The organism is Edwardsiella piscicida, assembly GCF_021733145.1.
In the GTDB taxonomy this organism is placed as follows: Bacteria; Pseudomonadota; Gammaproteobacteria; order Enterobacterales; family Enterobacteriaceae; genus Edwardsiella; species Edwardsiella piscicida.
On record NZ_CP090968.1, the window covers coordinates 2,702,179 to 2,721,207 of the forward strand.

Below are 19,029 nucleotides of genomic sequence, written 5' to 3' on the forward strand. Positions count from 1 at the left end.
GTCTAGGTAACAGAATTAGTAGACCAGTACGGCACGACGGTTTTTAGCGTATGCCGCTTCGTCGTGACCCAGTACCGCAGGCTTCTCTTTACCGTAGGAAACGATATCGATCTGATCGGCGCTAACGCCTTTACCCTGCAGATACATCTTCACCGCATTGGCGCGACGTTCGCCCAGCGCGATGTTGTACTCCGGCGTACCGCGTTCGTCGGTATGGCCTTCTACGGTGACTTTGTAGGACGGGTTGCTGCGCAGGAACGCCGCGTGGGCATCCAGCTCCTGCATGTAGTCCGGGGTCACATCGTATTTATCCAGGCCGAAGTAAACGATGTTGTTTTTCTGCAGCTCCTGCATCTGCAAACGAGCCTGTTCATCAGAAGAGAGATTGCTGCTGCTGTTTTCCATACCGTTGGCGCCCATGCCCATACCGGACTGATCGTCATTGGTGTTTTTCTTTGAACTACAGGCAGCTACGGCCATGATCGGCAGTACCAGCATCAGCCCCTTGAGAACTTTGTTCAGTTGCATCTTATTGATCCTTTTAAATTTATATAAGTATAGTTTTATTCATGCATCACAGATACGGCGACCAGGCAGGGAACTTCACCTGACCATCGGTAGCCGGAAGACGCGCTTTAAAACGCCCGTCTATCGATACTAACTGCAGCACGGAGCCCAGTCCCTGGGTAGAACTGTAAATCACCATGGTGCCGTTCGGCGCGATACTCGGCGTTTCATCCAGGAACGTATCCGTCAGAACCTGAGTGGCATTCGTTCCAAGATCCAGTTTAGCGATATGCTGCGCGCCTGCATTGCTGCTCACCATGACCAGGAATTTCCCGTCAGGGCTCACTTCGGCATCCTGATTCTGGGAACCTTCCCAGGTCAGGCGCTGCGCGGCACCGCCGTTGATGTTCATTTTATAAATCTGCGGCCGGCCGGCCTGGTCAGAGGTAAAGGCCAGGTTTTGGCTGTCCGGGAACCAGGTCGGCTCCGTGTTGTTGCTGCGACCGTCGGTCACCTGACGGATGGCGCCGGAGGCCAGATCCATCACGTACAGGTTGAGGCTGCCGGTCTTGGAGAGCGCAAACGCCAGCTTGCTGCCGTCCGGAGAGAAGGCCGGAGAGCCGTTGTGACGCGGGAAGGAGGCCACCTGACGGATCGCACCGTTGGACAGGGTCTGGATCACCAGCGCCGAGCGACCGCTCTCAAAGGTCACGTAGGCCAGCTTGCTGCCGTCCGGCGACCAGGCCGGCGACATCAGCGGCTCAGCGGAGCGATGCACCACAAACTGGTTATAGCCATCGTAGTCGGCCACGCGCAGCTCATAGGGGAACTGACCGCCGTTGGTCTGCACCACATAGGCGATGCGGGTGCGGAAGGCCCCCTTGATACCGGTCAGCTTCTCAAACACCTCGTCGCTGGCGGTATGGGCGGCGTAGCGCAGCCACTGCTTGGTCACCTTATACTGATTCTGCGCCAGCACGCTGCCCGGATTCCCGGAGGTATCCACCAGCTGGTAGGAGACCAGATAGCTGCCGTCCGCGCCAGGCTGTACCTGACCGACCACCACGGCGTCGATCCCCAGCGCCGTCCAGGCCGCCGGGGTGACCTCGGCCGCCGTCGACGGCTGCTGCGGCATCCGGCTGGCATCGATCGGGTTAAACTTACCGCTGTTGCGCAGATCGGCGGCGATGATTCCGCCGATATTCTCCGGCGCCGCACCCGGCCCCATCCACTTAAAGGGAACTACGCCAATCGGGCGGGCAGAGTCTACCCCTTGGGTTATCACGATTCGGACTTCGGCATGGAGCACGCTGGCCCACAGGACGAGAAGCCCCACCATCAAACGAAACGCCTGCTTCATCTTATCTCCCTTATCCGACCCTCTGGCCACGATAAATTAGCAGAATTTTAACAAATCAATGTCAACAACACTACATGCCGCCGCAGAAGGCCATCGGCCGAATCCGATAACGATCCGCCGATTACCGCCGCGGCGCCGAGTTCATCACTGCGGCTGGAACACCACCGGCGCGTTTTTATACACCTGGTACACCGCGTCGCTGGGCGGCTTAGGATAGCGCGCCTGACGCGCGGCGGAGAGCGCCGCCTGGCACAGCGCCGGATCGCCCCCTTCCGCCTTCACATCGAGCAGCAGGCCATCGGGCGCCAGCTTGATGCGCAGATCGCAGGTTTTTCCAGCATAGCTTGGATCAGTATAAAACTTCGCCATGATTGCGCTTCTAATTTGATTCCCATAGCCGCTAATTTCTGCGCCGGAGGCGCCGGAAGCCTTGCTATTGCCTTTACCGTCCGGGCCCGCCTTACCGCTGTTGCCCGGCGTACCGCCGTTGGCGGTGCCTTTCGGCGCATTCTTCGACGACGCCAGGCCGCCAAACAGATCGTCCACCTCGTCAGCCTGCTTCGCGGCGGCGGCGGCGGCCGCTTTCTTCTTCGCCTCGGCGGCTTTCTTGGCATCCGCCTTGGCCTTGGCCTCAGTATCGGCCTTAGCCTTGGCTTCTGCCGCCGCTTTCGCCTTGGCCTCCGCCTTCGCGTCCGCCGCGGCCTTAGCCTCCGCCGCTTGCTTCGCCGCTTCCGCCGCCTGCTGCTTCGCGGCCTCGGCGGCCTTCTTCGCCTCTTCTGCGGCCTTCTTCGCCGCCTCGTCAGCCTGTTTCTTCGCGGCGAGAGCGGCTTTTTTCACCTCTTCCTCGGCCTGTTTCTTGGCCTCGGCGGCCGCTTTCGCCGCCTCTTCTTTCGCCTGCTGCACCGCCAGCGCGGCGGCCTTCTTCGCCTCTTCCGCCGCCTTCTTCGCCTCTTCCGCGGCCTGTTTTTTAGCCTGCTCTGCGGCCTGCTTGGCCTCTTCCGCCGCCTGCTTGGCATCTTCCTGCGCCTGCAGGCGCTCTTTCTCCAGCGCCTTCAGGCGCTGTTGCTCTTCCGCCTGCTTACGCTGCATCTCCTGCGCCTGCTTTTCCGCTTTCTGCTGACGCTGCTGCTCCGCGCGCTGGGCCGCGTTCTGCTGCTCCTGCTGGCGGTTGTACTGCTGCACGACCGCGTTCGGATCCACCATCACCGCGTCGATCGCCGAGCCGCCGCCGCCGCCGTCACCGCCCTCGCTCATCGGGTTATCCTGCATCAGGGAGCCCCAAATCAGCAGGCCGATCAGGACAATGTGCAAAATCACCGAGATGATGACAGAGCGATTCAGCTTATCTTTTTGCTCAGTTGCATTTCCCACAATTCGATTCCAACCGCTAGTCGCTTCCAAGATCCTGCCGTGCCGGGCCACTACCCGCCGCGCTGTAAAATAAAGACACGCAGCCCGTACAGGCTGCATGTCTGCTTACGCTACGCGGCGGCGAATCCCTTAAATCGGCTGCGTCATCAGTCCCACGGAGGTGACTCCGGCCTGATGTAATAAATTGAGCGCCTTAATAATTTCATCGTACGGCACCTCTTTGGCTCCCCCGATCAGAAACACCGTTTTCGGGTCGGCCTTGAGCTGCGCCTGCGCCTCGGCGATCACCTGCTCCGGCGGCAACTGCTCCATGCGATTATGATCCACCACCACCGCATACTGCCCTACGCCGGAGACCTCCACGATCACCGGCGGGTGATCGTTGGTGCTGACGGTTTTCGACTCCGTCGCATCCGGCAAATCCACCTCAACGCTTTGCGTAATAATCGGCGCCGTCGCCATAAAGATCAGCACCAGCACCAACAGCACGTCGAGCAGCGGAACGATGTTGATTTCCGACTTGAGATCGCGCCGTCCACCTAATCTTGCCATGCTATCCTCAACTTACTTGCCGTCAGCGGCAAAGGCCTGGCGGTGCAGAATGGCGATGAACTCTTCCATGAAGTTTTCATAGTTCTGCTCCAGCTTATTCACCCGCAGGCTGAGGCGGTTATAGGCCATCACGGCCGGGATCGCGGCGAACAGGCCGATCGCCGTCGCGATCAGCGCCTCGGCGATACCCGGTGCCACCATCTGCAGCGTTGCCTGCTTCACGGCGCCCAGACCGATAAAGGCGTGCATAATCCCCCAAACGGTGCCGAACAGGCCGATATACGGGCTGATAGAGCCGACGGTGCCCAGGAACGGAATGTGGTTCTCCATCGCCTCGATCTCCCGGTTGAGCGAAATGCGCATCGCGCGCGATGCCCCTTCGATCACCCCTTCCGGCGCATGGCTATTCATGCGGTGCAGGCGGGCAAACTCCTTAAATCCGGAGTAGAAGATCTGCTCGGAGCCACTCAGGGCGTCGCGCCGGGTCTGGCTTTCCTGATACAGGCGGGATAGCTCGATGCCGGACCAAAATTTATCCTCAAAAGCCTCGGCATCACGCGTAGCCGCATTCAGGATACGGGTGCGCTGGATAATGATCGCCCAGGAGGCAATCGAAAAGCATATCAATACCAGCATGATAAGCTTTACCAGCAGGCTTGCTTTCAGGAATAAATCCAGAATGTTCATGTCAGTCACTGCTTAAACTCCGCGACAATAGACTTTGGAAGCGCAATTGGCTTCATTAGATTTTGATCGATACATGCAATCAGCACATCGGCCCGGCTGAGAACCAGACCGTCAGAATTGACAATGCGCTGCGCAAACGTAAGGGAAGCCCCCCGCAGTGCGGAAATCTCGCTCTCCACCACCAACAGATCGTCCAGGCGGGCGGGAGCCAAATAGTCCACGGTCATGCGACGGACCGCAAAAGCGACATGCTCAGCCAGCAATTGTTGCTGACTAAAATGATGTTGACGCAGCATCTCCGTGCGCGCTCTTTCATAAAAGGCGATGTAGCGTGCGTGATAGACTACACCCCCGGCATCGGTGTCCTCAAAGTACACCCGTACCGGCCATTGGAATACCATATGACTCACTCTACATCCCAGTATAGCTAAACAACGCGGATACTATACGCAACTGAAATGGGGTTTGGAATGGGGGAGAAACCTGAGAGCTAAAATAATTATGGGTCGATGGATGACCCATAATGGAAGTGAACGATCACTGACGCATCGATAGGCGGGCGGCGCTAGAGGCGAGCCGACCAGCGCGCGCCCGATAGCGCCGTGCTCAGCGCGGCGTCGGCCGCATCGCCCCGATCGGGCGGCGCCGATCTCAGCGGAAAAAGAACAGCAGTCCGGCGATCAGAATGATCAGCGCCGGCAGCGGTGAAAAGAACGCACGCCAGCGCAGACGACGGGGACGGAATCCGACCCCGTGCACCACCCCGCTGCAGACGGCCCACATCAGCAGCAGCCCTTGCCAGATCGCCAGCGAGCTGGTTTTCGCCGCAAAGCGGGTCGGATCCCAAAAGATACAGCCCGCCAGCGCCAACGCCAGAATCAGGGAAAGGGCCCGCAGCGGGCCCTTATCCATCAGGCTATACAGCCTGTCTGCCAGTCCGGTCATCATTTACCGTCTTGTGCCGCCTTGGTCTCGCGATTCTCAATCGCCATCGCGGTGATGATAGCGAAAAAGCAGGCCATAAGCGTTCCCAAAATCCAGGCAAAATACCACATGCTTAAGCTCCCCAGCGGATCAGTACAGTGAGTGTTTATTGTCTTCGATAAAGTTTTTGTCCAGTCGGCCAAACATCTTGTAGTAGCACCACAGGGTGTACAGCAGCACGATAGGAACAAAAATGATCGCCACAATCGTCATCACCTTCAACGTCAGCAGGCTGGAGGTGGCGTCCCACATGGTCAGACTCATGTTCGGGTTGGTGATGGACGGCATCACGAACGGGAACATAGTCACACCGGCGGTCAGGATCACGCAGGCGATGGTCAGCGAGGAGAACAGGAATGCCCAGCCGCAGCGATCCAGACGAGAGGTCAGGATAGTCAGCAGCGGCAGCACCACCCCCAGCGCCGGAATCAGCCACAGGATCGGATGCGCATTAAAGTTCACCAGCCAAGCGCCGGCCTGATGCGCCACCTCTTTATGCAGCGGGTTGGACGGCGCCGCGTGGTCGAGAACCGAGGTGATGAGATAGCCATCGATCCCCTTCACCAGCCATACCCCGGCCAGTAGGAAGGCCACCATCATCACCAGCGCACAGATCTGCGTCGTGGCGCGGGCGCGCAGGCGCAGCTCGCCGGCGGTCTTCATCTGCAGATAGGCCGCACCCTGCACCAGCAGCATGGTCAGGCTGACCACGCCGGCCAGCAGGGCAAACGGATTGAGCAGCTGGAAGAAGTTGCCGGTATAGAACAGGCGCAGATACTCATCGATATGGAAGGGGACGCCCTGCAGCAGGTTACCGAACGCCACGCCAAAGACCAGCGCTGGTACGAAGCTGCCGATAAAGATGCCCCAGTCCCACATGTTACGCCAGCGCGGATCGGCAATCTTGGAGCGGTAGTCAAAGCCCACCGGGCGGAAGAACAAGGCGGCCAGCACCAGGATCATCGCCACATAGAAGCCGGAGAAGGCGGCGGCGTACACCATCGGCCAGGCGGCAAACAGCGCGCCGCCCGCGGTGATCAGCCATACCTGGTTACCGTCCCAGTGCGGCGCGATGGCGTTGATCATCACGCGCCGCTCGGTATCGGTTTTACCGAGGATGCGGGAGAGAATCCCGACCCCCATATCGAAACCATCGGTGATCGCAAATCCGATCAGCAGCACACCGACCAGCAGCCACCAGAGAAAGCGCAATACTTCATATTCGAACATAGTGTGGACTCCTGTTTACCGTGCGTCTACCGCATTCGTCTGTTCAAAGTGATAGCGGCCGGTCTTCAGGCTGCTCGGCCCCAGGCGGGCGAACTTGAACATCAGATACAGCTCAGCGACCAGGAACAGCGTATACAGACCGCAGATCAGAATGATCGAGAACCACAGATCGCCTGCGGTCAGCGACGAGTTGGCGACCGCCGTCGGCAGCACATCGTTGATCGCCCACGGCTGACGGCCATACTCAGCCACGAACCAGCCCGCCTCACAGGCAATCCACGGCAGCGGAATGCCCAGCAGAGCGCCGCGCAGCAGCCAGCGCTTCTCGCCGATGCGCCCGCGCACCACGCTGTAGAACGACGCCAGGATCAGCAGCATCATCAGCACGCCGCAGCCAACCATGATACGGAAGGCAAAGTACAGCGGTGCCACTTCCGGAATGGAGTCTTTGGTTGCCTTGGCGATCTGCTCATCGCTGGCCTGAGCCGGGTTATCGGTATAGCGCTTCAGCAGCAGACCGTAGCCCAGATCCTGCTTGCTGTGGTTAAAGGCATCACGCACCGCCGGATCGGTATTGCCGGTGCGCAGCTCCTGCAGCAGCTGGTAGCTCTTCATCCCGTTACGGATGCGCCCCTCGTTCTCCTTCATCAGATCTTTCAGGCCGATGACCTGCTGATCGAGAGAGCGGGTGGCGATCAGGCCCAGCAGATAGGGAACCTCAATCGCGTAGTGGTTGCTCTCCGTCTGCTGATCTGGGATGGCGAACAGGTTGAAGGAGGCCGGCGCTGGCTGGGTTTCCCACTCGGCCTCAATGGCCGCCAGCTTGGTCTTCTGCACGCTGCCCATCTCATAGCCAGACTCATCGCCCAGCAGGCTCACCGCGATCACCGACGCCATACCAAAGGCGGCGGCGATAGCGAACGAGCGCTTGGCAAAGGCAAAGTCACGGCCCTTCAGCAGATAGTAAGCGCTAACGCCCAGAATGAACATGGCACCGGTGACGTAGCCGGCGGAAACGGTATGCACGAACTTCACCTGAGCTACCGGGTTCATCACCAGCTCAGAGAAGCTCAGCATCTCCATGCGCATGGTTTCAAAGTTAAAGTCGGAGGCGATCGGGTTCTGCATCCAGCCGTTGGCCACCAGGATCCACAGCGCGGAGAGGTTAGAGCCCAGCGCGACCAGCCAGGTCACCATCATGTGCTGCACTTTGCCCAGGCGATCCCAGCCAAAGAAGAACAGCCCAACGAAGGTAGACTCAAGGAAGAACGCCATCAGCCCTTCGATGGCCAGCGGCGCACCGAAGATATCGCCGACGTAGTGAGAGTAGTACGACCAGTTGGTCCCGAACTGGAACTCCATGGTCAAACCGGTAGCGACCCCCAGGGCGAAGTTGATACCGAACAACTTACCCCAGAACTTGGTCATATCTTTATAGATTTGCTTGCCGGTCAGCACATATACCGTTTCCATGATGGCCAGCAAAAACGCCATCCCCAGCGTCAGCGGGACAAACAGGAAATGGTACATCGCCGTTAAGGCAAACTGTAAACGCGACAGTTCGACAATATCAAACATCTTGACTCCTTGCTCCTCGCAGGAAGACTCCGACTTGCGGCAACCCGGCTTCCGTTTTTACGGAAGTCACATAACAACCAGCAATGAATGCCCTTCACCCACAAATGCACCCTGTCCCAATTCTTAACGGCCTACGCTCTCCGCGGCAGCGCCGCTTTAGCAAGCATAGCGCAGAAAACGTTCGCAACTAAGAACCGAAAAAAGATAACAAATATAACAATAGGTCTGACCATGTATTACAGTCTGACAAATATTACCCTCACAGCCAGACACAATAAATCATTTTTTACGTGATGCTGATTGGATTTCCATTGTTAGGTCAATATTTGCCTACATATACAGCGCTCGCGAATATTGATCTGACGCAAGATTAACAAAAAATTACATTACAAGCATTATTTACAACGCCAAATGAGATCAAAGAGCGCAAAATTCAATCAATTAGTAGGCTGGGTGAAAATGTATTGATTGTGTTAAATAATATCGCGCTAATTGTTTAACTATCATCCTGGGTGATATATTCCGCTGCCGAGGATCTCTTTCCGGCGCGGTAATATTTCATTTGTCATCTATTAGGCCAATAAAAAAGGCCACCCGTCGGTGGCCCGTATTGGGTGGCGCGATACGTCAGGCCAGAGCCCGCAGCGCCGCTTGACCGATATCGGCCAGGCTGCGCACCGTCACGACTCCGGCGGCCTCCAGGGCGGCAAACTTCTCGTCTGCGGTGCCCTTGCCGCCGGCGATGATCGCCCCAGCATGCCCCATTCGCTTCCCCTTGGGCGCCGTCACCCCGGCGATATAGCCGATCACCGGCTTGGTCACATGTGCCTTGATATAGGCCGCCGCCTCCTCTTCCGCGTTGCCGCCGATCTCACCGATCATCACGATGGCCTCGGTCTGCGGATCGGCCTGGAACAGCGCCAGAATGTCGATAAAGCTGGAGCCGGGGATCGGATCGCCGCCGATACCGACGCAGGTGGACTGCCCCAGCCCGACGTCGCTGGTCTGCTTCACCGCCTCATAGGTCAGGGTGCCGGAGCGCGAGACGATGCCGATGCGTCCCGGACGGTGAATATGGCCCGGCATGATGCCGATCTTGCAGGCGCCCGGCGTGATCACCCCCGGACAGTTCGGACCGATCATCCGCACCCCGGGGCTCTGATCCAGCTTGGCCCGGATCACCAGCATGTCCTGCGTCGGGATCCCCTCGGTAATACAGATAATCAGCGAAATACCGCCGTCTATCGCCTCCAGAATGGAGTCTTTACAGAACGGCGCCGGTACATAGATCACGCTGGCGCTGGCGTCGGTCGCCAATACCGCCTCGCGCACCGTGTTGAACACCGGCAGGCCGAGATGTTCGCTGCCCCCTTTGCCCGGCGTTACCCCGCCCACCAGACGGGTACCGTAGGCCAACGCCTGCTCGGAGTGGAATGTCCCCTGGCTGCCGGTAAAGCCCTGGCAGATGACCCGGGTTTCGTGATTGATCAGTATCGACATTATTTCCCCTCCACGGCGCTAACCACCTGGCGCGCGGCATCCGTCAGACTGGTGGCCGCAATGATGTTCAGGCCGCTGTCGGCCAGTATTCGGGTGCCCAGCTCGGCGTTGTTGCCCTCCAGCCGTACCACCACCGGTACGTGAACGCCCACCTCCGCCACGGCGCCGATGATGCCGTCAGCGATCAGGTCGCAGCGCACGATACCGCCGAAAATGTTGACCAGCACCGCCCTCACGTGCTCGTCGGACAGGATGATCTTAAACGCCTCCGTCACCCGCTCCTTGGTAGCACCGCCGCCCACGTCCAGGAAGTTAGCCGGCGCACCGCCGTGCAGTTTGACGATATCCATGGTGCCCATCGCCAGACCGGCGCCGTTCACCATGCAGCCGATATTGCCCTCCAGCGCGACGTAGTTCAGCTCCCACTGCGCCGCATGCGCCTCACGCGCATCGTTCTGCTCGGGATCCTCCATTTCGCGCAGCGCCGGCTGACGGAACAGGGCGTTGCTGTCGACGTCCAGCTTACCGTCCAGGCACAGCAGATCCCCCTGCGGGGTGATCACCAGCGGATTGATCTCTGCCATGGTCAGATCGCACTGCAAAAACAGCGTCGCCAGCCCCATGAAAATCTGACCAAACTGCTGGGCCTGCTTACCGCTCAGCCCCAGCTTAAACGCCAGCTCGCGCCCCTGATAGGGCTGTGGCCCGGTCAGTGGATCGAGCGCCACCCGGTGGATCAGGTGGGGCGTCTTTTGCGCCACCTGCTCAATCTCCACGCCCCCCTCGGTCGACGCCATGAACACCACGCGCCGGGAGCTGCGATCGATCACCGCGCCCAGATACAGCTCGCGCGCAATCTCGGTCGCTCCCTCCACCAGAATCTGGCGCACCGGCTGCCCCTGGGCATCCGTCTGGTAGGTCACCAGCCGCTTACCCAGCCACTGTTCGGCGAAGGCGCGGATCGCCTCTTTACTCTCCACGCACTTTACGCCGCCCGCTTTACCTCGTCCGCCGGCGTGCACCTGACACTTGACCACCCAGGGGCCGCTGCCGATTTTAGAGGCCGCCTCTTCCGCCTGACGCGGCGTGCTGCAGGCGTACCCCACCGGCGTTGGCAGTCCATAGCGGGCAAACAGCTGTTTTGCCTGATATTCGTGTAAGTTCATGATGTTCTATCCCTATAGGGGCTGACTCTTATTGTTAGGAGCAGGCCCGCCGGCGCGGGCCTGTGCATAGCACGGATCACACGGAGTTACACATCCAGCAGCAGACGCGCCGGATCTTCCAACATCTCTTTGACCGTCACCAGGAAGCCCACGGACTCACGCCCGTCAATCTGACGATGGTCATACGAAAGCGCCAGGTACATCATCGGCAGGATCACCACCTGGCCGTTGACCGCCATCGGGCGATCCTTGATGGCATGCATGCCCAGGATCGCGCTCTGCGGCGGGTTGATAATCGGCGTGGACATCAGGGAGCCAAATACGCCGCCGTTGGTAATGGTAAAGTTGCCGCCGGTCAGCTCCTCGACCGTCAGCTTGCCGTCGCGCCCCTTCAGCGCCAGCGCCTTAATCTGTTTTTCAATATCCGCCATGCTCAGGGTATCGACATCGCGGATCACCGGCGTCACCAGCCCGCGCGGCGTCGACACCGCAATGCTGATATCGAAGTAGTTATGGTAGACCACCTCTTCGCCGTCAAGGGCGGCGTTCACCTCCGGATAACGCTTCAGCGCTTCCAATACCGCCTTGATATAAAAAGACATAAAGCCCAGGCGCACGCCGTGGCGTTTTTCAAACGCCTCACCGTACTGGCTGCGCAGATCCATGATCGGCTTCATGTTCACTTCGTTAAAGGTGGTCAGCATCGCGGTGCTGTTCTTCGCCTCCAGCAGGCGTTCGGCCACCCGCTTGCGCAGACGGGTCATGGGCACCCGCTTCTCACGCTCCGCGCTCAGCGGCGCGGCGGCCTGAGGCGGCGCGGCGACCGGCGCCGCGCTCGGCTGCCCAGCCAGATGCTTGGTCACATCCTCTCGCGTCAGACGCCCGCCGACGCCGCTGCCCTGCAGCGACGACGGATCCACGTCGTGCTCGGCGACCAGACGACGCACCGCGGGGCTCAGGGCATCGCTGCTGCCCGTCTCCAGGGCGGCGGTATGGCGCTCGGCCGGCGTCGCCTGCGCCGCCTGCGCACCGGCGCTAATCGCGACGCCGCTCACGTCGGCCGGACGCAGCCGTCCCAGCAGCTGGCGCGCCGTTACCGTTGCTCCCTCCGGTTCCAGAATAGCCTCCAACACGCCGGCCTCCGCCGCCGGCACCTCCAGGACCACTTTGTCCGTCTCGATCTCAACGATGACCTCATCGCGAGCGATGCTGTCGCCCACCTGCTTATGCCAGGTAGCGACCGTGGCGTCGGCGACGGATTCAGGCAGATCGGGAACCAGAATTTCTACGCTGCTCATTGTTTATCCTTGTATTAATGCGTGTCGCGAATGCGGGCGACAGCGCCCGCACCCTTTATTCCACATTCAGGGCATCGTCCACCAGCGCCTGCTGCTGCTCGCGGTGAACCGACAGATACCCCACCGCCGGTGAGGCCGACGCCGGACGGCCGGCGTAGCGCAGCACTGCGCCAAAGGGGATCACCTCACGGAAGTTATGCTGACTGCAGTACCAGGCCCCCTGATTGAGCGGCTCCTCCTGGCACCAGACAAAATCGCGCGCCTGGGTATAGGGCGCCAGCACCGCCTGCACCGCCTGATGGGGGAACGGGTAGAGCTGTTCGATACGGACGATCGCCACGTTGTCCTGGCCATTCTTCCGCCGCTGCTCCAGCAGATCGTAGTACACCTTACCGGAGCACATCACCACCCGCTTCACCCGCTGAGCATCGAGAGGATCGATCTCCCCGATCGCCGGCTGGAAGCAGCCCTGCGCCAGCTCATCCAGCGAAGAGACCGCCAGCGGATGGCGCAGCAGGGACTTAGGCGACATCACCACCAGCGGGCGGCGCATGGCGCGCAGCGCCTGACGGCGCAGCATGTGGTAAACCTGCGCCGGCGTCGAGGGAACGCAGACCTGGATATTCTGCTGGGCGCACAGCTGCAGGTAGCGCTCCAGGCGGGCGGAGGAGTGCTCCGGCCCCTGTCCCTCGTAGCCGTGCGGCAGCAGCATGACCAGGCCGCACAGGCGTCCCCACTTCTGCTCGCCGGAGCTGATGAACTGGTCGATCACCACCTGGGCGCCGTTGGCGAAGTCGCCAAACTGCGCCTCCCAAATCGTCAGGGTGCGCGGCTCCGCGCTGGCGTAGCCATACTCAAAGGCCAGCACCGCCGCCTCGGACAGGACCGAGTCCCACACCTTAAAATCCCCCTGGCCGTTGTGCACGTTCTCCAGCGGCACATACACCGCGCCATCCCTTTGGCTGTGGATCACCGCGTGGCGGTGGAAGAAGGTGCCGCGGCCGCAGTCCTCGCCGGAGATACGCACCGGAATGCCCTCGTCCACCAGCGTAGCATAGGCCAGATTTTCCGCCCCGCCCCAGTCGAAGGGCCGCTTGCCCTCGGCCATTTCGGCGCGATCGGCGTAGATTTTGGCAACCCGCGCCTGCATCTCTACCGCCTCCGGCACCCGGCTGATGCAGCGCGCCAGATCCTGCAGGCGCTGCGGCGCTACCGCATGGGGATAAGGCTCATCCCATTCGTGGTGCAGATAGGGATCCCAGGTCACGCTGTGCATGGTCATCGGGCGCCACTCCGCCACGACGCAGCCGCCGCCGTCCAGAGCATCGCGATAGAGGTTGACCATCTCGGTGGCGTCCTCCAGGGTGATCACCCCCTGCTCCGTCAGGCGATCGGCGTACAGCTTGCGCGGCGTCGGATGCTTTTTGATCTTCTGATACATCACGGGCTGGGTGGCGCTCGGCTCATCCGCCTCGTTATGGCCGTGGCGGCGGTAGCACACCAGATCGATAAAGACGTCGCGCTTAAAGCAGTTGCGGAAATCGAGCGCCAGCTGGGTGACAAAGGCCACCGCCTCCGGATCGTCGGCGTTGACGTGGAAGATCGGCGCCTGCACCATCTTGCCGATGTCGGTGCAGTACTGGGTCGAACGGGCGTCCAGCGGGTTTGAGGTAGTAAAACCGATCTGGTTATTGATCACGATGCGCACCGTGCCGCCCACCTCATAGCCGCGCGCCTGGGACATGTTCAGCGTCTCCTGAACGATGCCCTGACCGGCGACGGCCGCATCGCCGTGAATGGTGATCGGCAGCACGATGTCGCTGCGGGTGCGATCCAGGCGATCGCGGCGCGCGCGCACCGATCCCATCACCACCGGGCTGACGATCTCCAGGTGCGACGGGTTAAAGGCCAGCGCCAGGTGCACCGGGCCGCCCTCTGTTTCCATATCCGACGAGAAGCCCATGTGGTACTTCACGTCGCCGGTGCCCAGATGATCCTTGTGCTTGCCGGCAAACTCATCAAACAGCTCACCCGCGCACTTGCCCAGTACGTTGATCAGCACATTCAGACGTCCGCGGTGCGCCATCCCCAGCACCACTTCACGGGTGCCGTTGCGCCCGGCGTGGCGGATCAGCTCTTTCAGCATCGGGATCAGCGCATCGCCCCCCTCCAGCGAAAAGCGCTTGGCCCCCGGGAACTTGGCGCCCAGATAGCGCTCCAGCCCCTCGGCGGCGGTCAGCTCCTGCAGAAAGCGGCGCTTCTCCTGCGGGCTAAACGCCGGCTGCCCCATCACCGACTCCAGCCGCTGCTGCAGCCAACGCTTCTCGTCGGTGTTGGTCAGGTGCATATATTCTGCGCCGATGGTTCCGCAGTAGGTCTGCTGCAGCGCCCGGTAGAGATCCGCCAGGCGCAGGGTATCGCTGCCGATGGCGAATGAGCCGACGTTAAAGGTTTCGTTGAAATCCTCCGGCGTCAGATGATGAAACGCCGGGTCGAGATCGGCGACCGACTCCTGTTTCCACAGTCCGAGCGGATCGAGGTTGGCCTGCTGATGGCCGCGGAAGCGAAAGGCATTGATCAGCTGCAGCACCTTCACCTGCTTGGCGTCGGTCTGCGGATCGTTGAACGCGAGGCCGAAGCGCGTCGGATCTTTGGCCAGGCGGCGGAAGTACTCCCGGGTCTGGGAGTGCAGCTGATCCGGCGGCAGTCCATTGACCGGAAGTTGTTGAAAAAGGGTTTTCCAGCTCCCCTCCACTGAATCGGGGTCGGTCAAATAGTCCTCATACAGTTGTTCTATGTACGACTGGTTCGCGCCCGCCAGATAGGAGGAATCCAGCCAGGCCTTCATGGTGCCGTTCTGCATTGTGATCCCTTAAGCTTGTAAAGCCTGTTATTCGCCGTGGTGAATATCTTATTTTTAACAGATATTCTTGTATTAACTGAATGTTATTAAAAAAAATTATCGAGACAGCCAGCGCGGGCGTCACCCGGTGATAACCCCGCTGACATTCTGAGCACCTCTGTGGGTGCCTTATCGCTTTCCTGGCGCTCCCCGTCGCGATCGACCGGGATAGCGCGAGACCATTATCCGGCGTATCGCGCGGAATTCTATGCTTTTATGCCCCTCAGGCTCCGCGCTGCAGCAGCATAGATTTAATGTGACCAATCGCCCGCGTCGGGTTTAACCCCTTCGGGCATACGCTGACACAGTTCATGATGCCGTGGCAGCGGAATACGCTGAAAGCGTCGTCCAGCGCGTCGAGGCGCGGCGCCGTCGCCGTGTCGCGACTATCGATCAGGAAACGGTAGGCCGCCAGCAGTCCGGAAGGGCCGACGAACTTGTCCGGATTCCACCAGAAGGATGGGCAGGCGGTAGAGCAGCAGGCGCACAGGATACACTCATACAGCCCATCCAGCCTGGCGCGCTCCTCCGGCGACTGCAGATACTCGCGCGCCGGCGGCGTTCGACCATCGTTAATCAGGTAGGGTTTGATCTTCTCGTACTGGGCATAAAACTGGCCCATGTCCACCACCAGATCGCGCACCACCGGCAGCCCCGGCAGCGGGCGGATGACGATTTTCTTTCCCCCCCGGCGCAGGGCCGAGAGCGGAGTGATGCAGGCCAGGCCGTTTTGGCCGTTCATGTTGACCCCATCCGAACCGCACACCCCCTCGCGGCAGGAGCGGCGAAAGGCCAGGGTCGGGTCCTGCTCTTTCAGCTGGATCAGCGCATCCAGCAGCATCATGTCACGCCCCTCTTCCGCCTCCAGGGTGTAATCCTGCATGCGCGGCACGCTATCCACGTCCGGGTTGTAACGGTAAATAGAAAATTCGAGTTTCATTACCTGCTCCTCGGCAAATCAGTAAGTACGCACCTTCGGCGGGAAGGCCGCGCGCAGCCGGGGCTGCATGTTGACGCGGCGTTGCACCATGCTCTCACTCTCCGGCAGGTACAGGGTATGGCACAGCCAGTTGGCGTCATCGCGCTCCGGGAAGTCAAAGCGGCTGTGCGCCCCGCGGCTTTCTGTGCGGTAGTTGGCGGCCATCGCGGTGGCGAAGGCCGTCGCCATCAGGTTGTCCAGCTCCAGACACTCGATACGCTGGGTATTGAATTCACTGGAGGTATCGTCCAGACGGGCGTGATCCAGGCGCTCGCGGATCGTCTTCAGCTCGGCCAGGCCCTGCGCCATCGCCTCCCCTTCACGAAAGACGGAGAAGTTGTGCTGCATGCAGGACTGCAGATCTTTGCGGATCTGTACCGGATCCTCTCCGCTGCGGGTGCCGTTCCAGCGCTCAAGCCGCGCCAGGCTGGCCTCGATGTCTGACTCACCGGCGTCGCGCAGCGGCCCCTGCTCACGCAGGCTCTCCTCCAGATGCAGGCCGGCCGAGCGGCCAAACACCACCAGATCCAGCAGCGAGTTACCGCCCAGACGGTTGGCGCCGTGCACCGAAACACAGGCGATCTCACCGACGGCGAACAGCCCGGGGATCACCCGGTCGGCGCCGCTGGCGTCCAGGGTCAGCGCCTGTCCGCTGATGCGGGTCGGAATGCCCCCCATCATGTAGTGACAGGTCGGGATTACCGGTATCGGCTCCTTGACCGGATCGACGTGGGCAAAGGTGCGCGACAGCTCCAGGATCCCCGGCAGACGGGACTCCAGCACCTCTTTCCCCAGGTGGTCGAGCTTCAGCTTAGCGTGGGGCCCCCAGGGGCCATCGCAGCCGCGCCCTTCGCGGATCTCTATCATGATCGACCGCGCCACCACGTCGCGACCGGCCAGATCCTTGGCGTTGGGCGCATAGCGCTCCATAAAGCGCTCGCCGTGCTTGTTCAGCAGGTAGCCCCCCTCGCCGCGGCAGCCTTCGGTCACCAGCACGCCGGCGCCGGCGATCCCGGTCGGGTGAAACTGCCACATCTCCATGTCCTGCAGCGGCACCCCGGCGCGCAGCGCCATGCCGACGCCGTCGCCGGTGTTGATGTGGGCGTTGGTGGTCGACTGATAAATGCGTCCGGCGCCGCCGGTGGCCAGAATGGTGGCGCGCGCCTTGAAGTAGACCACCTCGCCGCTCTCGATGCACAGCGCCGTACAGCCGACGATGGCGCCATCCTGATTTTTCACCAGATCCAGCGCGTACCACTCGGAGAAGATCGTGGTGTGATTCTTCAGATTCTGTTGATACAGGGTATGCAGCAGCGCATGACCGGTGCGATCCGCCGCCGCCGCGGTGCGCGCGGCCTGCTCCCCGCCAAAGTTTTTCGACTGGCCGCCAAACGGCCGCTGGTAGATGCGCCCATCCTCCAGGCGTGAAAACGGCAGCCCCATGTGCTCCAGCTCCAGCACGGCATCCGGGCCAGTTTTACACATATATTCAATCGCGTCCTGATCGCCGATATAGTCTGACCCCTTCACGGTGTCATACATGTGCCATTCCCAGTTGTCTTCATGGGTATTGCCCAGCGCGACGGTGATCCCGCCCTGCGCCGAAACGGTATGGGAACGGGTCGGAAACACTTTGGACAGCAGGGCACAGCGAAACCCCGCCTGAGAAATCTGCAGCGCCGCACGCATGCCTGCTCCACCGGCGCCGATCACGACGGCGTCAAACTCTCTGACTGGCAGCTTCATCTATATCCCCCACACAACCAATGTTCCGTAAACCAGATAGACCACCAGGACCACCACGATCGCCAGCTGTAGCACCAGACGCAGCGCCAGCGGCTTGACGTAGTCGGTCAAGACCTGCCACATCCCGATCCAGGCATGGATCAGGATGCACAGCAGGGTCAGCAGGGTAAACACCTGGGTGATCCGCGAAGAGAAGAAATCAAGCCACAGCGTATAGGTGAGCGGGCCTGCGCCGACCACGAAGGCCAGCAGATAGATAACGTACAGCGTGATGATGATGGCGGATGCGCGCAGCAGCAGCCAGTCCTGAATACCGTTGCGCCCCAGCGCCGATGCGTTGCTTACCATACCAATACCCCCGCGCAAACGGAGAGCAGCACGGTCGCGGCAAACGTCAGCTGCGCCGAGCGGCAGCCCACGCTAAAGCTCTCCTCGAGATAACCAAAGTCCATCAGCAGGTGACGGATCCCGCCGCAGATGTGATAGGCCAGCGCTGTCAGGATACCCCACAGCACCAGCCTGGCCAGCGCGCTATCCAGCAGCGCCGCGGCCTGTGCAAATCCGTCGGCGGAGGAGAGGGAGAGCCCGAGCAGCCACAGTAGAATACCGATAGCGATGAAGACGGCGACGCCGCTGACGCGGTGCAAGATCGACGCAATCGCGGTGACAGGAAAGCGGATTGTTGGCAAATCCAGATTGACAGGTCTTTGTTTTTTCACAATTTTGCCCACATAGCTCTTATTATTTTCCTCCTCCGGACCTGGGGCGGTATCAAGCAGCGATGCCAATCCCACGGAACTAACGCAGCGGACCGACGGCGAACGGGCCTCACTGCAACGGGGGTTGGCTGCTGGGTGCTCCACTGCAGGTACGCTTACCCGAGGGTAAGTCCCGGAGACCTGGCGGCAGTATAGGGTCGATACAAATTGATTACAATTACAACACAAAATGATGAATAACATTTAACTAGAACAGTGACAACGGTCACGCATTCACCAGAGGTTAATAAATAAACTGGATTTATAGACAAAACAGTAACATTTTAGCAACAATGAAAGGATTAAAACTGTGCACTATGATTAGATGTTGCCCACGCGGCGTTCCTATGAGAAAACGTTAGGCGGTCGATCTGGAAACCCTTTTCCATACCGTCAACATAATAATCATAA

Annotated in this window: 18 protein-coding genes; all 18 read right to left on the reverse strand. The window is 60.3% G+C overall.

Going from position 1 to position 19,029, the window contains the following annotated elements:
* Positions 1–15: 15 nt before the first annotated feature.
* The 18 genes from pal to sdhC all read right to left on the reverse strand — a co-directional run bounded on the left by pal (position 16) and on the right by sdhC (position 18,591).
* Positions 16–528 (reverse strand): peptidoglycan-associated lipoprotein Pal, encoded by a 513-nt coding sequence (gene pal / locus L1P05_RS12295; RefSeq protein ID WP_012849399.1) that lies wholly within the window; start codon positions 526–528, stop codon positions 16–18.
* Between the two features lie 46 nt (positions 529–574).
* On the reverse strand, positions 575–1,867 hold the full coding sequence (tolB, locus tag L1P05_RS12300) for a Tol-Pal system beta propeller repeat protein TolB (protein WP_012849400.1): 1,293 nt from the start codon (positions 1,865–1,867) through the stop codon (positions 575–577).
* A 144-nt stretch (positions 1,868–2,011) separates the two neighbouring features.
* Positions 2,012–3,238, reverse strand: coding sequence for a cell envelope integrity protein TolA (tolA, locus tag L1P05_RS12305; protein WP_012849401.1), 1,227 nt, complete (start codon positions 3,236–3,238; stop codon positions 2,012–2,014).
* 129 nt (positions 3,239–3,367) lie between these two features.
* Positions 3,368–3,790, reverse strand: a complete 423-nt coding sequence (gene tolR / locus L1P05_RS12310) for a colicin uptake protein TolR (RefSeq protein WP_012849402.1) — start codon at positions 3,788–3,790, stop codon at positions 3,368–3,370.
* Positions 3,791–3,802: 12 nt separating this feature from the next.
* Positions 3,803–4,486: a Tol-Pal system protein TolQ gene (gene tolQ, locus L1P05_RS12315; protein ID WP_015462073.1), complete on the reverse strand. Its 684-nt coding sequence runs from the start codon at positions 4,484–4,486 to the stop codon at positions 3,803–3,805.
* Positions 4,483–4,878, reverse strand: coding sequence for a tol-pal system-associated acyl-CoA thioesterase (gene ybgC, locus L1P05_RS12320; protein WP_012849404.1), 396 nt, complete (start codon positions 4,876–4,878; stop codon positions 4,483–4,485). The genes tolQ and ybgC overlap by 4 nt, the downstream gene beginning before the upstream one ends.
* 250 nt (positions 4,879–5,128) lie before the next feature.
* On the reverse strand, positions 5,129–5,422 hold the full coding sequence (ybgE, locus tag L1P05_RS12325; protein WP_015462074.1) for a cyd operon protein YbgE: 294 nt from the start codon (positions 5,420–5,422) through the stop codon (positions 5,129–5,131).
* Complete coding sequence (gene cydX / locus L1P05_RS12330) at positions 5,422–5,532, reverse strand: cytochrome bd-I oxidase subunit CydX (RefSeq protein WP_015462075.1); 111 nt, start codon at positions 5,530–5,532, stop codon at positions 5,422–5,424. The genes ybgE and cydX overlap by 1 nt, the downstream gene beginning before the upstream one ends.
* Before the next feature lie 19 nt (positions 5,533–5,551).
* The gene (gene cydB, locus L1P05_RS12335) at positions 5,552–6,691 is read right to left on the reverse strand and encodes a cytochrome d ubiquinol oxidase subunit II (RefSeq protein WP_012849406.1); all 1,140 of its coding nucleotides are present in this window, start codon (positions 6,689–6,691) and stop codon (positions 5,552–5,554) included.
* 15 nt (positions 6,692–6,706) lie between these two features.
* Positions 6,707–8,269, reverse strand: coding sequence for a cytochrome ubiquinol oxidase subunit I (cydA, locus tag L1P05_RS12340; RefSeq protein ID WP_012849407.1), 1,563 nt, complete (start codon positions 8,267–8,269; stop codon positions 6,707–6,709).
* A 627-nt stretch (positions 8,270–8,896) separates the two neighbouring features.
* Positions 8,897–9,769, reverse strand: coding sequence for a succinate--CoA ligase subunit alpha (sucD, locus tag L1P05_RS12345; RefSeq protein WP_012849408.1), 873 nt, complete (start codon positions 9,767–9,769; stop codon positions 8,897–8,899).
* Positions 9,769–10,935: an ADP-forming succinate--CoA ligase subunit beta gene (sucC, locus tag L1P05_RS12350; protein ID WP_012849409.1), complete on the reverse strand. Its 1,167-nt coding sequence runs from the start codon at positions 10,933–10,935 to the stop codon at positions 9,769–9,771. Before sucC ends, sucD begins: the two co-directional genes overlap by 1 nt.
* Positions 10,936–11,021: 86 nt before the next feature.
* Positions 11,022–12,233 (reverse strand): 2-oxoglutarate dehydrogenase complex dihydrolipoyllysine-residue succinyltransferase, encoded by a 1,212-nt coding sequence (gene odhB, locus L1P05_RS12355; protein WP_012849410.1) that lies wholly within the window; start codon positions 12,231–12,233, stop codon positions 11,022–11,024.
* A 55-nt stretch (positions 12,234–12,288) separates the two neighbouring features.
* A complete protein-coding gene (gene sucA / locus L1P05_RS12360; protein ID WP_012849411.1) occupies positions 12,289–15,096 on the reverse strand; it encodes a 2-oxoglutarate dehydrogenase E1 component in 2,808 nt (935 codons plus the stop codon).
* 262 nt (positions 15,097–15,358) lie between these two features.
* The gene (locus tag L1P05_RS12365) at positions 15,359–16,075 is read right to left on the reverse strand and encodes a succinate dehydrogenase iron-sulfur subunit (protein WP_012849412.1); all 717 of its coding nucleotides are present in this window, start codon (positions 16,073–16,075) and stop codon (positions 15,359–15,361) included.
* Positions 16,076–16,093: 18 nt separating this feature from the next.
* Positions 16,094–17,860: a succinate dehydrogenase flavoprotein subunit gene (gene sdhA, locus L1P05_RS12370; protein ID WP_012849413.1), complete on the reverse strand. Its 1,767-nt coding sequence runs from the start codon at positions 17,858–17,860 to the stop codon at positions 16,094–16,096.
* Complete coding sequence (gene sdhD, locus L1P05_RS12375) at positions 17,861–18,208, reverse strand: succinate dehydrogenase membrane anchor subunit (protein ID WP_012849414.1); 348 nt, start codon at positions 18,206–18,208, stop codon at positions 17,861–17,863.
* Positions 18,202–18,591 (reverse strand): succinate dehydrogenase cytochrome b556 subunit, encoded by a 390-nt coding sequence (sdhC, locus tag L1P05_RS12380; RefSeq protein ID WP_012849415.1) that lies wholly within the window; start codon positions 18,589–18,591, stop codon positions 18,202–18,204. Before sdhC ends, sdhD begins: the two co-directional genes overlap by 7 nt.
* Between the last annotated feature and the right edge of the window lie 438 nt (positions 18,592–19,029).

Bases quoted from the DNA above. Each gene is read 5' to 3' on its own strand.
- tolR (WP_012849402.1), bottom strand. From the start codon at position 3,790: ATGGCAAGATTAGGTGGACGGCGCGATCTCAAGTCGGAAATCAACATC.
- sdhD (WP_012849414.1), bottom strand. From the start codon at position 18,208: ATGGTAAGCAACGCATCGGCGCTGGGGCGCAACGGTATTCAGGACTGG.
- cydB (WP_012849406.1), bottom strand. From the start codon at position 6,691: ATGTTCGAATATGAAGTATTGCGCTTTCTCTGGTGGCTGCTGGTCGGT.
- cydX (WP_015462075.1), bottom strand. From the start codon at position 5,532: ATGTGGTATTTTGCCTGGATTTTGGGAACGCTTATGGCCTGCTTTTTC.
- odhB (WP_012849410.1), bottom strand. From the start codon at position 12,233: ATGAGCAGCGTAGAAATTCTGGTTCCCGATCTGCCTGAATCCGTCGCC.
- sdhA (WP_012849413.1), bottom strand. From the start codon at position 17,860: ATGAAGCTGCCAGTCAGAGAGTTTGACGCCGTCGTGATCGGCGCCGGT.
- sucA (WP_012849411.1), bottom strand. From the start codon at position 15,096: ATGCAGAACGGCACCATGAAGGCCTGGCTGGATTCCTCCTATCTGGCG.
- sucD (WP_012849408.1), bottom strand. From the start codon at position 9,769: ATGTCGATACTGATCAATCACGAAACCCGGGTCATCTGCCAGGGCTTT.
- ybgE (WP_015462074.1), bottom strand. From the start codon at position 5,422: ATGACCGGACTGGCAGACAGGCTGTATAGCCTGATGGATAAGGGCCCG.
- tolB (WP_012849400.1), bottom strand. From the start codon at position 1,867: ATGAAGCAGGCGTTTCGTTTGATGGTGGGGCTTCTCGTCCTGTGGGCC.
- ybgC (WP_012849404.1), bottom strand. From the start codon at position 4,878: ATGGTATTCCAATGGCCGGTACGGGTGTACTTTGAGGACACCGATGCC.
- pal (WP_012849399.1), bottom strand. From the start codon at position 528: ATGCAACTGAACAAAGTTCTCAAGGGGCTGATGCTGGTACTGCCGATC.
- L1P05_RS12365 (WP_012849412.1), bottom strand. From the start codon at position 16,075: ATGAAACTCGAATTTTCTATTTACCGTTACAACCCGGACGTGGATAGC.
- cydA (WP_012849407.1), bottom strand. From the start codon at position 8,269: ATGTTTGATATTGTCGAACTGTCGCGTTTACAGTTTGCCTTAACGGCG.
- sucC (WP_012849409.1), bottom strand. From the start codon at position 10,935: ATGAACTTACACGAATATCAGGCAAAACAGCTGTTTGCCCGCTATGGA.